Here is a 13,958-nt window from a genome sequence, read left to right as displayed (position 1 = left end):
CCGGTCCATCTTGCATCGTTCGTGGATGCGGTTTACGCCCTCTGGCCTAGCTTGAGGACGGATAAACCATGCTTGACATCAAATGGATTCGCGACAACCCGAAGGCCCTTGTCGAGGCGCTGGTCAAGCGCTCGTGGTCGGCCGGTGAGGCGCAGTCCATGGTCGACGGACTGATCGCCTCGGACGAGGCGCGGCGCGAGCACGTTACCGAACTGCAGACCAAGCAGGAGCGCCGCAATGCCGCGTCGAAGGAGATCGGTAACGCCATGCGTTCGGGCGACGCCGCCTTGGCCGAAAAGCTGAAAGCCGAAGTCGGCGAGATCAAGGTCTTCATCCAGAACGGCGAGGCGCGCGAACGCGAACTCGACAAGGCGCTGACCGATGCGCTGGCGGTGCTGCCCAATGTGCCGTTCGACGACGTGCCTGTCGGCAAGGACGAGCACGACAATGTCGTCAAGCACCTCGTCGGCAAAGTGCCGACGCGGCCGAACTGGGTGAAGGAGCACTTTGAGATCGGCGAAGCGCTCGGCATGATGGATTTCGAGCGCGCGGCGAAGCTGTCGGGCTCGCGCTTCACCGTGCTGAAGAGCGGGCTGGCGAGGATGGAGCGTGCGCTCGGCCAGTTCATGCTGGACCTGCATACGACCGAACACGGTTACGAAGAAGTCATCCCGCCGTTGATGGTCAAGGACGATGTTCTGTTCGGCACCAACCAATTGCCTAAGTTCGAGGAAGATCTGTTCTTCACGCCGCACGGGGAGGGCAGGCTTGGCCTGATCCCGACCGCCGAGGTCCCACTCACCAACCTTGTGCGGGAAGAAATCACCGCGCATGAAAAACTGCCGCTGCGCTACACCGCGCTGACGCCGTGCTTCCGTTCGGAAGCGGGCTCGGCCGGGCGCGACACGCGCGGCATGCTGCGCCAGCATCAGTTCTACAAGGTCGAGCTGGTGTCGATCACCGATCAGGAATCGTCGCTTGCCGAGCACGAGCGGATGACGCAATGCGCCGAGGAAGTGCTGAAGCGGCTCGGCCTGCCGTTCCGCACCATGACGCTGTGCACCGGTGACATGGGGTTTGGTGCGCGCAAGACCTACGACATCGAGGTCTGGCTGCCCGGCCAGAACGCCTATCGCGAGATCTCGTCCTGCTCGGTGTGCGGCGATTTCCAGGCGCGCCGCATGGACGCGCGCTACAAGGACAGGGACGGCAAGGGCAACCGCTTCGTGCACACGCTCAACGGCTCGGGCACAGCCGTTGGCCGCGCGCTCATCGCCGTCATCGAAAACTACCAGAATGAAGATGGCAGCGTAACCATTCCTGAAGTGCTGCGGCCTTACATGGGCGGTCTGGAAAAGATCGAAGCGAAATAATGCGCATTCTCCTGACCAATGACGACGGCATTCATGCCGAGGGACTGGCGTCGCTCGAACGCGTCGCACGTACGCTGTCCGACGATGTCTGGGTGGTGGCGCCCGAGCAGGACCAGTCCGGCTATGCGCATTCGCTGTCGATCTCGGAGCCACTGCGGCTGCGCAAGATCGGCGAGAAGCACTTTGCCGTGCGCGGCACGCCGACCGATTGCGTCATCATGGGCGTCAAGAAGATCCTGCCCGGCGCACCCGACCTGATCCTGTCCGGCATCAATTCCGGCGCCAACATCGCCGACGACGTCACCTATTCCGGCACCGTCGCCGGCGCCATGGAAGGCGCGCTGCTCGGCATCCGCTCGATCGCGCTCAGCCAGGGCTATAGCTATGTCGGCGAGGATCGCGTCGTCCCTTACGAGACGACCGAGGCGCTGGCGCCGGCATTGCTGAAGAAACTGGTGGCGACGCCGTTGCCGGACGGTGTGCTGCTCAACGTCAATTTTCCGAACTGCCTTCCCGAAGAGGTCGCCGGCACAGTGGTCACCTCGCAAGGCAAGCTCGTGCACAGCCTGTGGGTCGACGAGCGCCGCGACGGGCGCGGCCTGCCTTATTACTGGCTGCGTTTTGGCCGCGAGCCGGTCGAAGGCAAGCAAGGTACCGACCTCTACGCCCTGCGCAACAGGCTGGTGTCGGTGACGCCGCTGCAGCTCGATCTGACCGCGCATGAAATCCGTGACCAATTGAGCAAGGCGCTTGCATGAACCAGGGCCTCCCGATCGATGACCGCGAAGGTTTTGCTGCCTTTCTGCTGCGTCTGCGCGGTCGGGGGACTGTGCCGAAGGCGCTGATCGCGGCCTTCGAGGCGACGCCGCGGCGCGGCTTCCTGGCGGCCCAGTTCCATCAGATCGCCTGGTCGGACCGTATGCTGCCGATCGAATGCGGCGAGGCGATCGAAGGTGCCGACATGCAGGCGGCGGTGATCGCGGCGCTCGCTATCGAGCAGGGCAACCGCGTGCTCGAGATCGGTACCGGCTCGGGCTACACTTCGGCGGTGATGTCGCGGCTGGCGGCGCGGGTCATCACCACCGATCGCTACAAGACGCTCGCCGAGCAGGCTCGGCAGCGCTTCGAGGCGCTCGGTATCGGCAATGTGATCGTGCGCCACGCCGATGGTTCCGGCGGGCTGCCGAATGAAGGGCCATTTGACCGTATCGTCGCCTGGGCTGCCTTCGACAGCCTGCCGCGCTTCCTGCTCGACCAGTTGTCGAGCGGCGGTATCGTCATCGCTCCGATCGGCCCCGAAGAGGGCGAACAGGTGCTGGCCAAGCTGACCAAGGTCGGCAGCCGCTTCGAGCGTGAAGACATCGGCCTCGTTCGCCTGCAGCCGATCCTGCGCGGTGTCGCCGCTATCATCTAGCGCGTATGTCGATGTTCAGGCCGCGCCGCGTCGGGTGCGCGCGCCGTCTTCGACCCCGGCCGGCATGACCTGAAAATCTCCCCTGGGCTCGCTCTCTAATATTTTAAGAAAAATTGCGTCGGATTCCATGGGGTTAACCGTCGAGTAACATTAACGCGCTTTAATCATGCCTAGTTTGTACCGGGTATGTGCGGGTTAGTGCGATGCAACTCAGTGTTTTGAAGACAAACGGTCGCAATCTGGCGCGAGGCTGCGCCATACTGATGGTCGCGGGTGCTGCTGCGGGGTGCAGTTCCCAGGTTTCGCGGTTCAATGGCGTCGACGATGTCTTTACATCCTCGACCAACAATCAGCGCGCCATCATCAACAAGCAGGATGCCGTACAGCAGCCCTATCCGGGCGATGTCGCGGCCGCTCCGATCGATGGCAGCCATACACAGTCGGTCAGCCGCTCCAGCCTCGAGCCGGTCTCGACGCGGCCGCTGCCGCCGCCCGTTGCCCAGGCGCAGCAGGCTCCGGCGCCGGCATCGAAGCCGGTGCGCACCGCATTGGCCCCGGCACCGCATGTCGACAGGACCACGACCGGCACCGTCGCCCCAGTGGCGTCGCCTTTCAAGGTTTCGCAACCTGACGAACCCCGCGTGGCTGCTTCCGGCACTCCGCATGCAACCGAGATCGTCGTCAGGGACGGCGAAACGATCGGCGGCCTGGCGCAGCGCTACAAGGTGCCGTCCGACGTGATCATGAAGGTCAACGGGCTGAGCGCGACCAAGGGGCTGAAGACAGGCCAGAAGCTGGTCATCCCGGCCTACGCCTATTCGAGCAAGAGCGAGCCGAAGCTCGCGGATGCCAAACCGGCGAAAGACACCAAGCACAACCTGCCGGCCACCGCGCCGGAGAAGGTCGCCGTCCTGCCGCAGCAGCCGAAACTCAAGGAAGGCAAATCCGCCGCTCAGGTCGACACGTCGGCCGCAGCAAGCCAGCCCAAGGAACCCAAGCCGCAGGTGGCCAAGGCGACTGGCGCTGCTGGCACCTACACGGTGCAGTCGGGCGACACGCTTTCCTCGATTGCCAGGAAGACCGGCGTCGGCGCCACTGCGCTGAAGCAGGCCAACGGCATGAAGGATGGCTTGCTCAAGATCGGCCAGACGCTGAAGGTGCCGGCCGGTGGGACCGCGACCGTCGCCAGTGCCAAGCCGGCCAAGATCGATCCGGTGACCACGGCAACCACGCAGCCCGCGGCAAAGACCACGCCGTCGGAAACGCTGGCGTCCTACACGCCGCCGAAGAAGGATTCCAAGGTCATCCAGCAGGCCGAGGCCGACGATGCCGTCGCGCCGGACGCCACCGGCATCGGCAAGATGCGTTGGCCGGTGCGCGGCCGCGTGATTTCCGGTTTCGGCTCGGGCAAGGACGGCGTCGATATCGCCGTGCCGACGGGCACACCGGTCAAGGCGGCCGAGAACGGCGTCGTCATCTATGCCGGCGACGGCCTCAAGGAATTCGGCAACACGGTGCTGGTGCGCCACGAGAATGGCCTGGTCACCGTCTATGGCCACGCCAGCTCGATCGAGGTCCAGCGCGGCCAGAAGGTCAAGCGCGGCCAGGAAATCGCGCTGTCGGGCATGAGCGGCACAACGGACTCGCCGAAGCTGCACTTCGAAGTGCGCAAGAACTCGGCGCCAGTCGATCCCTCCGGCTATCTCGAATAGTCGGGAGTTATCTCGAATAGAAGAAAAAAAGCAATTTGCGGGCCGTCTGACCTCCAGTCCGGCCCGCCGGCTCAGCCCGTTCCGCAAGGAGCGGGCTTTTTCAGCTTCAACGCGACGCGCCAGTCTTCAAGCTTCAAAGATGATCACGCAGGGTGTCGGCGATCATGACGCCAAGGCTGCTGGCCTTGATGCCGAGAAGCGTCTCCGCGTCGGAGGAATCGACCAGCAAGGGATTGTCGAAGAGGTAGCTCATCTCGATGAGCTCATGCATGCCCGATGCCTCCATTTCGGGGATGGAATAGGAACGTGTCTCTGGAATTTCACGGTGAAGCATTGCCGCCGTCGTTAGGATGAGTTCCCGGGGTGAGGCGTGTTGCGATGGAACATGGAATGCTCGTCCCCATTCGCCCGTGTAGCGGGAAGCGGCGACCAGTGTCCTGGCCACGTCCTTCGTGAAGGACCAGGCATGAGTCGCGTCGAGGTTTCCAATGAAAGCAGTCGGCCTCCCCTCGATTATGGAGGGCAGCGCGACCAGTGAGAAAGAGCTGATCGCGCCATGTCCAAGATAATCGCTGGACCGCACTTCGACTGCCGGCACGTCCGCACGGACCGCCCGCTGCCACATGATCGTCCGGGCGGTTCCTTTCTTCGAAGTCGGATCCAGAGACAGGTCGGAGTGAAGCGGACTATCGGCATGTTCGCCATAGCCATAGAGGTTTCCGAGTATCACAAGCTTCGCGCCGACCGCTTCCGCGGCCCGCACGGTGCCGTCGATGATTGGGAAAAAATCGGTCGGCCACCGGTGATAGGCGGCCATGGCACACATGAAAACGGCGTCGGCGTTTCGGCAGATACGTGCCAGTTCAACGGCATCGGTGGCATCGGCCTGCACCGCCCGGACGTTCCGCAACGCGTTTGAGCCGACACTCCGGCTCGTGAGAACGACATCATGTCCTTCTTCGCCCAGAAGGCGCGCGGTCTCGTGCCCGACCGGGCCTGCTCCGACAACTACATAAAAACCCATGGCAACCTCTCGTCCAAACTCGATGGAGAGGCGTAGGTACATGTCCCCGGCATTGAAAATCGCGCGGAAATTGCCAATTTTTGGACAGGTTTTGCCATGAAGTGAGAGAGCATGCATTCGCAGTCTGTTCCGGCCCGATTTCCGCCCGACGTCACAATGGCCTTCTGGCATATCGAAGCGGGCGTCCATCGTCTCTCCAAAGCGGCCCATCATCGCATCATGGTGCATGCAAGCGCGGCGACGCGTTCCTACTGCAATGAGGTTTGTCGATATTTCGTGAGGCGCGCCGGCGATATTGACCTGGTGCCCGCTGGCCAAGAGGGCGGTTTCGAGACTGAAACCCCGTTCGACACGATCGAGATCGCGTTACAACCAGCCCTGATGGAAAGGGTGGCGGCTGAGCTTGGCGGCAAGGCGCGCGCATTGCCGCTCGACACACGTCACCTGCTTCGTGATCAGCGCATCCAACATCTCGCCCGAGCACTCGAGAGCGATGTCAACGCAAACTCACCGAGTGGACCTTTGTTTGCCGACAGCATTGGCGCAGCTCTTGCGGTGAGGCTGCTCGGTCTTGACAATCTCGATGTCGACCGAAGAAACCGGTTGTCAGATGCCCAGCTCAAGCGTGTGTTGGAGCATATTGAGGCTGGCCTGCACGAGCCCCTTTCGATCCTCCGACTAAGCCGAGTTGCCGGGGCGAGCAGCTCGCACTTGCGGGCTTGGTTCAAGGCGGCGACAGGCTTCACCCTGCACCGCTACGTGTTGCGACGCCGGGTCGAACGCGCACGCGTCCTGCTCCGGCGCGGGGATCTAAGCACAAGCGAGGTTGCGGAATTGACGGGCTTTGCGCACCAGTCACACCTAGCGCATTGGATGCGTCGTGAGATCGGCCAAACGCCGCGTGACTTGCGGCGGTCGCAGCCCAAATGATCTTGTCATTCGATGGCGTTGGCGACGCCACCCAACGTATCAGTCCCTCAGTGGCTTGCCGAGCCGGCCAGCCAGGTCCTGGGTGAACTGCCAGGCGACGCGACCTGAGCGGCTGCCGCGGGTGGTCGCCCATTCCAGCGCCTCGGCACGCAACTGCTCGGGATCGATGATCAGGCCATGATGGCTGACATAGCCGTCGATCATGTCGAGATACTCGTCCTGCGAACATTTGTGGAAGCCGAGCCACAGCCCGAACCGGTCGGACAGCGACACTTTTTCCTCGACCGCCTCGGACGGGTTGATGGCGGTCGAGCGCTCGTTGTCGATCATGTCGCGGGGCAAAAGATGCCGGCGGTTCGAGGTGGCATAGAAGATGACATTGGCGGGGCGGCCCTCGACGCCGCCTTCGAGCGCTGCCTTAAGCGATTTGTAGGAGGTGTCGTCATGGTCGAAGGAGAGGTCGTCGCAAAACAGGATGAAGCGGAAGGGCGCCGCCTTGAGCAATCCCATCAGCTTCGGCAGCGTGTCGATGTCCTCGCGGTGGATTTCGATCAGCTTCAACGGCAGGTCGGACTTGGTCCTGGCGTTGATCTGGGCATGCACGGCCTTGACCAGCGACGATTTGCCCATGCCGCGCGCGCCCCACAACAATACGTTGTTTGCCGGATAGCCGCCAGCGAAGCGTTCGGTGTTGTCGACAAGGATGTCGCGGACGCGGTCGACGCCACGGATCAGGCCGATGCCGACGCGGTTAACCTTGCGCACCGGCTCCAGATAGCCCGGATCGGCCTGCCAGACGAAACAATCGGCCTCGCCGAGGTCGGTTTGGGGCACCGACGGCGGGGCAAGGCGGCTCACCGCCTCGATCAGCAGGTCGAGTTTCTGGTTCAGGGCTTCAATGCTGCTGTCGGTCATGGTTGTTTTTTGTTTTCGCGTTTTTGACGTGTGGGGGCGTGAAGCTGGCCGATTCCGTCTGATACAAAACCGGTTGCAACCTTTTGTTCGAGCGTGATCTTTTCCAAAAACCGGCTCGCGCTTTCCGCGATCCTGCTCTAACACGGCTCAACAGGCCGGAAAAGCAGCCGATTTGGCCGGCCGCGCAGTTGCATTGACAACTTTACCGACTATATTCCGGCCAAATTTCAAGGGGCCGCCAGATTGGCGGCTGTTTTCAAAATTCAGGAGTACCTCGATGTTCGTGACACCGGCATACGCCCAAGGCGTCGGCGCTTCTCCAGACATGTTCATCAGCATTTTGCCGTTTGTCCTGATTTTCGTGATCATGTATTTTCTGATCATCCGGCCGCAGCGCACGCAACTGAAGAAGCGCGGCGAGATGCTGGCCGCGGTTCGTCGCGGCGACACGGTCGTCACCGGCGGCGGCTTCGTCGGCAAGGTGACCAAGGTGATCGACGACAACGAGCTCGAGATCGACCTCGGCGGTGGCATGAAGGTGACGGCGCTGCGTTCTACGATCGCCGATGTGCGCGTCAAGGGCGAGCCGGTGGCCAACCAGAACGCCAAGAAATAACCGAATTTTAGGCGGAGCGATCCGCGGACACGCTCTGACGGACGACGCCATATGTTGTATTTCTCGCGCTTCAAGATGATCCTGATCTGGGTGGCCGTGGCCATCACGGTGATCCTCGCCGCGCCCAATCTCATCCCCGCAAGCACCTTGGCCCAACTGCCCAGCTGGGTGCCGAAGCGTCAGATGACGCTCGGCCTCGATCTGCAGGGCGGCTCGCACATCCTGCTGGAGATGAATCAGAACGATCTGATCAAGGACCGGTTAGAGACGACGCGCGACGAAATCCGCACGCTGCTGCGTGACGCCAAGATCGGCTATACCGGACTTGCCGGCACGGGGCGGACCTTGCAGGTCCGCATCACCGATCCCGCTCAGATCGATGCCGCCAAGACAGCGCTGAAGACGCTGACCGATCCGGTCGCCGCCGGCCTGTTCACCGGTGGCTCCATCCAGGAAATGACGCTCGATGATTCCGAGCCCGGCCTGCTCAAGTTCAACGTCACCGACGCCGGCATCAAATACCGCACATCGACGGCGCTGACGCAGTCGATCGAGGTGGTCGAGCGCCGCGTCAACGAACTCGGCACGACCGAACCTATCGTGCAGCGACAGGGCGACGACCGTATCCTTGTGCAGGTGCCGGGTCTTCAGGATCCGCAAAGGCTGAAGGAAATCCTTGGCCAGACCGCCAAGCTGACTTTCCAGATGGTCGACCAGTCGATGCCGGTGCAGGACGCGCTCAATGGCCGCCCGCCCGCAGGCTCGTCGGTCCTCTATTCGCAGGATGATCCGCCGGTCCCCTATCTGATCGAAAACCGCGTCATCGTCTCGGGCGAAAACCTCGTTGACGCACAGGCGACATACAATTCGCAGAACAACGAGCCGGTGGTGTCGTTCCGCTTTGATTCGAAAGGGGCGGCGCGCTTCGGCCAGGCCACTGCGCAGAATGTCGGCAAGCTGTTCGCCATCATCCTCGACAACCAGGTGATTTCGGCGCCGCAGATCCGCGAGCCGATCCTCGGCGGCACCGGTCAGATCTCCGGCAATTTCACCGCCCAGAGCGCCAATGACCTTGCGGTGCTGCTGCGCGCCGGTGCGTTGCCCGCAACGCTTACGGTCATCGAAGAACGCACGGTGGGTCCGGGCCTTGGCCAGGATTCGATCCATGCTGGCAAGGTCGCCGGCATCATCGGTTCTATCCTCGTCGTCGCCTTCATGTTCGTCGCCTACGGCTTCCTTGGCTTCCTGGCCAACATCGCGCTGGCGGTGCACGTGGCGATGATCGTCGGCGTGCTCTCGTTGCTTGGCGCGACGCTGACCTTGCCTGGTATCGCCGGTATCGTGCTGACCATCGGCATGGCGGTCGATTCCAACGTGCTGATCTACGAACGCATCCGCGAGGAGCGACGCGCCGGCCGCTCCGTGATCCAGGCGATCGATACCGGTTTCACCAAGGCGCTGGCGACCATCGTCGATTCCAACATCACTTCGCTGATCGCCACCGTGGTGCTGTTCTATCTCGGTACCGGGCCGGTGAAGGGCTTTGCCATCACCTACGCCATCGGCATCCTGACGACCGTGTTCACCGCTTTCACCTTCACCCGGCTGCTGGTCTCGATCTGGTTGCGCCGGGCTCGCCCGAAGGAACTGCCGCGCGCGCCGGTGACCTTCGTTCCGCCCGGCACGAAAATTCCGTTCATGGGCATCCGTCGCTGGACGTTCACGCTGTCAAGCGCACTGTCGATCCTCTCGGTGGTGATGTTCATGACCGTCGGCATCAATTACGGCATCGATTTCAAGGGCGGTTCGCTGATCGAGGTGCAGGCCAAGAGCGGCAATGCCGACCTCGCCGACCTCCGCTCGCGCCTGACTGAACTCAACATCGGCGAAGTCCAGGTGCAGCAGTTCGGTACGCCCAACGACGTGTTGATCCGCGTCGGCACGCAGGATGGCGGCGAGAATGCCGAGCAGACCGTCATCGACAAGGTGCGTGGCGAGCTGCAGGACAATTACGATTTCCGCCGCGTCGAAGTGGTCGGACCGACGGTCTCCGGAGAACTCGCCAAGCAAGGCACTATCGCCATGCTGATCGCGCTGCTCGGCATCCTGGTCTATGTCTGGTTCCGCTTCGAATGGCAGTTCGCGGTCGGCGCCATCGTGGCGACGGTGCACGACGTGGTCATGACGCTCGGCTTCTTCGTCATCACCGGGCTGGAGTTCAACCAGTCATCGCTGGCGGCGATCCTGACCATCATCGGCTATTCGCTGAACGACACGATCGTTGTCTATGACCGTGTTCGAGAGGATTTGCGAAAATACAAGCGGATGCCGCTGCCGCAACTGTTGAACAACGCCATCAACGAGACTCTGTCGAGGACGACACTGACATCGGTGACGACGATCCTGGCGCTGCTGGCGCTGGTGCTGTTCGGCGGCGAGGTGATCCGCTCGTTCACCATGGCTATGCTGTTCGGCGTCGTCTTCGGCACCTATTCGTCGATCTTCATCGCCGCACCGCTGCTGATCCTGTTCAAGTTGCGGCCGCAGGCAACTGCCGACGAGGAGAAGCCGGTCAATGGCGGCAAGGCGGTCGCGACCTGACGCGCCGCCCCGAAGGGATGACAGAACGATGACCAGCAAAGGCATCGTCATCCGCGAGGCGCATTTTCCGGGCCGCGCGCCGATCGAAGCCTATGGCAATGGCGGGTTCCGCTTTGCCGACATATCGCACCGCGGTTCGCTCATGTGTCTGCCGTCCGGCATCCATGGTTGGGAACCGGCTGATCCCCTGGCGCTGACGGTGGCGGATTTCGACAGGCTGCTGGCTGAGGCCGACAAGGTCGAAATCCTGCTCGTCGGCATGGGCAGGGATCTCAGGCCATTGCCCGCCGCATTGCGGGCCGCGCTGAAGGGCGCCGGCATTGCGTCCGACCCGATGTCGACGGGGGCCGCGGTGCGGACCTACAATGTCCTTCTGGCGGAAGAGCGCGCCGTGGCCGCGGCGCTCATTGCCGTCGATTGACATGTCTCGAAGCGCTGAAATCGTCATGGACGCGGTGCGCGCCACCGATCATGATCGCTATCTGACCGCGCTCTACGCGCCCGACGACAAGCGCGACGCGCTGTTTTCGCTCTACGCCTTCAATGCCGAGATCGCAGGCATCCGCGATCGCATCCATGAAGCGTTGCCGGGCGAGGTGAGGCTGCAATGGTGGCGCGATGTCATTGCCGCCGGCGGCGAGGCCGGCGCCGGCCATCCCGTTGCCGAAGCCTTGAACGCCACGATAGCGACGTTCGGCCTCCCGGAGCCGGCCTTCGAGAACATGCTCGATGCGCGCATCTTCGACCTCTACGACGACCCGATGCCGTCGCGCACCGATCTGGAAGGCTATTGCGGCGAGACGGCCGCAGCACTCATCCAGCTTGCGTCGATGGTGCTCGATCCCGTCGAGGCGCCGCGCTTTGCCGATCTGGCGGGCAGGGCAGGCTGTGCGCAGGCGATGACCGGCCTGCTGCTGCTGTTGCCGCTGCATCGCCGGCGCGGACAGTGTTTTGTCCCGGCCGATATCCTTGCAGCGGCCGGCTCTTCGCCGCAGGAGTTCGTTGCCGGTGATGGCGGACCCGGCGCCAAACGCGCGGTGGCGGCGATGATGGCGCTGGCACGGGAACATCTTTCCGCCTTTGAGCGAGGCGCACCGGCTCTGCCTGTCTCGCTGCGTCCGGCATTCCTGCCGCTCGCCCTGTCACGTGCCTATCTCGGCAAGATGGAGAATGGTTCGCCGCTCGAAGGCGTGGCGCGGCTGTCGGCCTTGCGCCGGCATTGGCTGCTGCTGCGTCGCGCGAGCAAGGGCTGGCCTGCGCTTTGACGTAAACGTCAATCATGTAAGACGTCCCCGCGCCAAACTGTTGCCGAAGACAACAGGCCGGCCCGGAGGAGATGCGATGCGCAGAACGAATTTCAGCGCGACGTCAGGACTTCCGCTGGCTTCGACTATATGTCTGAAAATGTTGGCCAGATCATTCCTGGCGTCTTCGCGATACCCGACCTCAAGCCGCTGAATCATCGGCACGGCTCGAATACTGGGCGAAGAGTCCCCGGAGGTGGGCGCGAACGTCTTCTCCCGAATGGCTTGGCCTTGTATCCTCGACCGACGCCTTCACCCGCGCCCTGATCGACGCCATGCGCTCGGCATCTTCTTCACGCTGGAAGGCGCGAAGGGCTGCACGGATGACCTCGCTCGCCGAACCGAAGGAGCCGTCTTTGACCTTTTCGCGGATCATGCGCGCCATGGCTGAAGTGACGGTGACGGACAGTTTCTCGGAGGATTCCATGGATGCCTCTCTTAAGCAGGAGGGGAAGCTGACTACTCTGCAGCTTCGGCCGTTTCCGTTTGCACCGGCAGTCCCAGCCATTGCCGGCAATCGGCGCGTGCGCGCGAGGTGATGGCGTGGCGCTTGGCGACGGTCTTGTCCTTGCCGCGCATGCGCTTGCCCTCGGTCTTCGGCGCTTCCACAGGCGGGAACAGGCCGAAATTGACGTTCATCGGCTGGAAAGAGCGCTTTCCCGGCTCGTCATCCGAAACGATGTGGCCGCCTGTGATGTGGTTGAGCAGCGCGCCGAAGGCCGTGGTCAGCGGCGGCAGCGACGGCGCATGGCCGAGCCTTTCCGCGGCGGCGAAACGGCCGGCGAGCAGGCCGATCGCGGCACTCTCGACATAGCCCTCGCAGCCGGTGATCTGGCCGGCAAAACGCAGGCCGGGGCGCGACTTCAGCTGCAGCGAAGCGTCGAGCAAGGTCGGCGAGTTGATGTAGGTGTTGCGGTGCAGGCCGCCGAGGCGGGCGAAATCGGCGTTTTCGAGACCCGGTATGGTGCGGAACACGCGCACCTGCTCGGCGTGCTTCAGCTTGGTCTGGAAGCCGACCATGTTATAGAGCGTGCCCAGCGCATTGTCCTGCCGCAGCTGGACGACGGCATAGGCCTTCACCGTCGGATTGTGTGCATTGGTCAGCCCCATCGGCTTCATGGGGCCGTAACGGAGCGTCTCGACGCCGCGTTCGGCCATGATCTCAATCGGCAGGCAGCCGTCGAAATAGGGCGTGCCTTCCCATTGCTTGAATTCGGTTTTCTGGCCGTCGACCAGCGCCTGAACGAAGGCAAGGTACTGGTCCTTGTCCATCGGGCAGTTGATGTAGTCCTTACCGGTGCCGCCGGGCCCGACCTTGTCGTAGCGCGACTGGAACCAGCAAATGTCCATGTCGATCGTGTCGAAGTGGACGATCGGCGCGATGGCGTCGAAGAAGGCTAGCGCATCGGCGCCGGTCGCTTCCGCGATCGACTGGGCAAGTGAGGGCGCGGTCAATGGACCCGTGGCGATGATCGCCTGGTCCCAATCCGCCGGCGGCAGGCCCGGCACTTCCTCGCGCTGGATTGATATCAGCGGGTGCGCTTCAAGCCTTTTCGTCACCGCGTCGGCAAATCCGTCGCGGTCGACGGCGAGCGCGCCGCCAGCAGGCACCTGGTTGGCGTCGCCGGCGCTCATGATCAGCGAGCCGGCCAGCCGCATTTCGGCATGCAACAGGCCGACGGCATTGTTGTCGGCGTCGTCGGAGCGGAAGGAGTTCGAACAGACCAACTCGGCCAGGCTGTCGGTCTTGTGCGCATCGGTGCCGCGAACGGGCCGCATTTCATGCAGGATGACGAGCACGCCGGCCTCGGCTGCCTGCCATGCGGCTTCGGAACCGGCGAGGCCGCCGCCGATGATGTGGATTGGGTTTTTGCTCATGAACGCCGGAATAATCGCTTGGTGCGGCGATTGCAATTGCCGTGCGCGGTGCGGAGCAAACAGCTGCTGATCGGAGCGCCCCTGAAAACAACAACACCCGCCGGGGTGAACTGACCCCCGAAAGTTGGACATCAACCTTCGGGGGTTTTCATGTCCAAACACAGCGAGAGTTTGAAGCGCACTGTTGTTGA

General features: G+C 62.8%; 13 protein-coding genes. 9 read left to right on the top strand and 4 right to left on the bottom strand.

The genetic code is table 11. The features are described from left to right. The first annotated feature begins 68 nt into the window (after positions 1-68). The 4 genes from serS to NKH52_RS30970 all read left to right on the top strand — a co-directional run bounded on the left by serS (position 69) and on the right by NKH52_RS30970 (position 4,499). Positions 69-1,373, top strand: coding sequence for a serine--tRNA ligase (gene serS / locus NKH52_RS30985; protein ID WP_352609618.1), 1,305 nt, complete (start codon positions 69-71; stop codon positions 1,371-1,373). Next, the gene (surE, locus tag NKH52_RS30980) at positions 1,373-2,131 is read left to right on the top strand and encodes a 5'/3'-nucleotidase SurE (RefSeq protein WP_352655206.1); all 759 of its coding nucleotides are present in this window, start codon (positions 1,373-1,375) and stop codon (positions 2,129-2,131) included. Before serS ends, surE begins: the two co-directional genes overlap by 1 nt. Continuing rightward, on the top strand, positions 2,128-2,787 hold the full coding sequence (locus NKH52_RS30975; protein WP_352552363.1) for a protein-L-isoaspartate(D-aspartate) O-methyltransferase: 660 nt from the start codon (positions 2,128-2,130) through the stop codon (positions 2,785-2,787). Before surE ends, NKH52_RS30975 begins: the two co-directional genes overlap by 4 nt. A 203-nt stretch (positions 2,788-2,990) precedes the next feature. Continuing rightward, on the top strand, positions 2,991-4,499 hold the full coding sequence (locus tag NKH52_RS30970) for a peptidoglycan DD-metalloendopeptidase family protein (RefSeq protein ID WP_352736104.1): 1,509 nt from the start codon (positions 2,991-2,993) through the stop codon (positions 4,497-4,499). 133 nt (positions 4,500-4,632) lie between these two features. Here NKH52_RS30970 and NKH52_RS30965 read toward each other — a convergent pair whose 3' ends face one another. Then, complete coding sequence (locus NKH52_RS30965; RefSeq protein ID WP_352736118.1) at positions 4,633-5,523, bottom strand: NAD-dependent epimerase/dehydratase family protein; 891 nt, start codon at positions 5,521-5,523, stop codon at positions 4,633-4,635. 111 nt (positions 5,524-5,634) lie between these two features. Between NKH52_RS30965 and NKH52_RS30960 the strand changes: the two genes are divergently transcribed. After that, complete coding sequence (locus NKH52_RS30960; protein WP_352736103.1) at positions 5,635-6,453, top strand: AraC family transcriptional regulator; 819 nt, start codon at positions 5,635-5,637, stop codon at positions 6,451-6,453. 39 nt (positions 6,454-6,492) lie between these two features. Here the strand turns inward: NKH52_RS30960 and NKH52_RS30955 are convergent, their stop codons facing one another. After that, a complete protein-coding gene (locus tag NKH52_RS30955) occupies positions 6,493-7,368 on the bottom strand; it encodes an ATP-binding protein (RefSeq protein WP_352736102.1) in 876 nt (291 codons plus the stop codon). Positions 7,369-7,645: 277 nt separating this feature from the next. On the opposite strand from NKH52_RS30955, the gene yajC reads away from it, so the two are divergent. From yajC to NKH52_RS30935, 4 genes are read left to right on the top strand one after another with little or no spacing between them, the layout of a single operon-like run. Beyond that, positions 7,646-7,984: a preprotein translocase subunit YajC gene (gene yajC, locus NKH52_RS30950; RefSeq protein ID WP_023812178.1), complete on the top strand. Its 339-nt coding sequence runs from the start codon at positions 7,646-7,648 to the stop codon at positions 7,982-7,984. A 51-nt stretch (positions 7,985-8,035) separates the two neighbouring features. Next, positions 8,036-10,585, top strand: a complete 2,550-nt coding sequence (secDF, locus tag NKH52_RS30945; protein ID WP_352736101.1) for a protein translocase subunit SecDF — start codon at positions 8,036-8,038, stop codon at positions 10,583-10,585. Positions 10,586-10,613: 28 nt separating this feature from the next. Next, the gene (locus NKH52_RS30940; RefSeq protein ID WP_352736100.1) at positions 10,614-11,006 is read left to right on the top strand and encodes an Mth938-like domain-containing protein; all 393 of its coding nucleotides are present in this window, start codon (positions 10,614-10,616) and stop codon (positions 11,004-11,006) included. 1 nt (position 11,007) lies between these two features. Continuing rightward, positions 11,008-11,850 (top strand): phytoene/squalene synthase family protein, encoded by an 843-nt coding sequence (locus tag NKH52_RS30935; RefSeq protein ID WP_352736099.1) that lies wholly within the window; start codon positions 11,008-11,010, stop codon positions 11,848-11,850. Positions 11,851-12,031: 181 nt separating this feature from the next. On the opposite strand, the gene NKH52_RS30930 is transcribed toward NKH52_RS30935, so the two are convergent. Together NKH52_RS30930 and trmFO are read right to left on the bottom strand one after the other, a co-directional pair. Next, positions 12,032-12,316 carry a type II toxin-antitoxin system ParD family antitoxin gene (locus NKH52_RS30930; protein ID WP_352736098.1) on the bottom strand — a complete coding sequence of 95 codons (285 nt, stop codon included), beginning with the start codon at positions 12,314-12,316 and terminating at the stop codon, positions 12,032-12,034. A gap of 32 nt (positions 12,317-12,348) precedes the next feature. After that, a complete protein-coding gene (trmFO, locus tag NKH52_RS30925) occupies positions 12,349-13,767 on the bottom strand; it encodes a methylenetetrahydrofolate--tRNA-(uracil(54)-C(5))-methyltransferase (FADH(2)-oxidizing) TrmFO (RefSeq protein WP_352736097.1) in 1,419 nt (472 codons plus the stop codon). Positions 13,768-13,958 lie beyond the last annotated feature (191 nt).

Origin of the sequence: Mesorhizobium sp. M1066 (genome assembly GCF_040318635.1) — a bacterium.
Taxonomy (GTDB): Bacteria; Pseudomonadota; Alphaproteobacteria; order Rhizobiales; family Rhizobiaceae; genus Mesorhizobium.
Note: the sequence above shows the minus strand (reverse complement) of the source record. Positions and strands in the feature narration are given on the sequence as shown.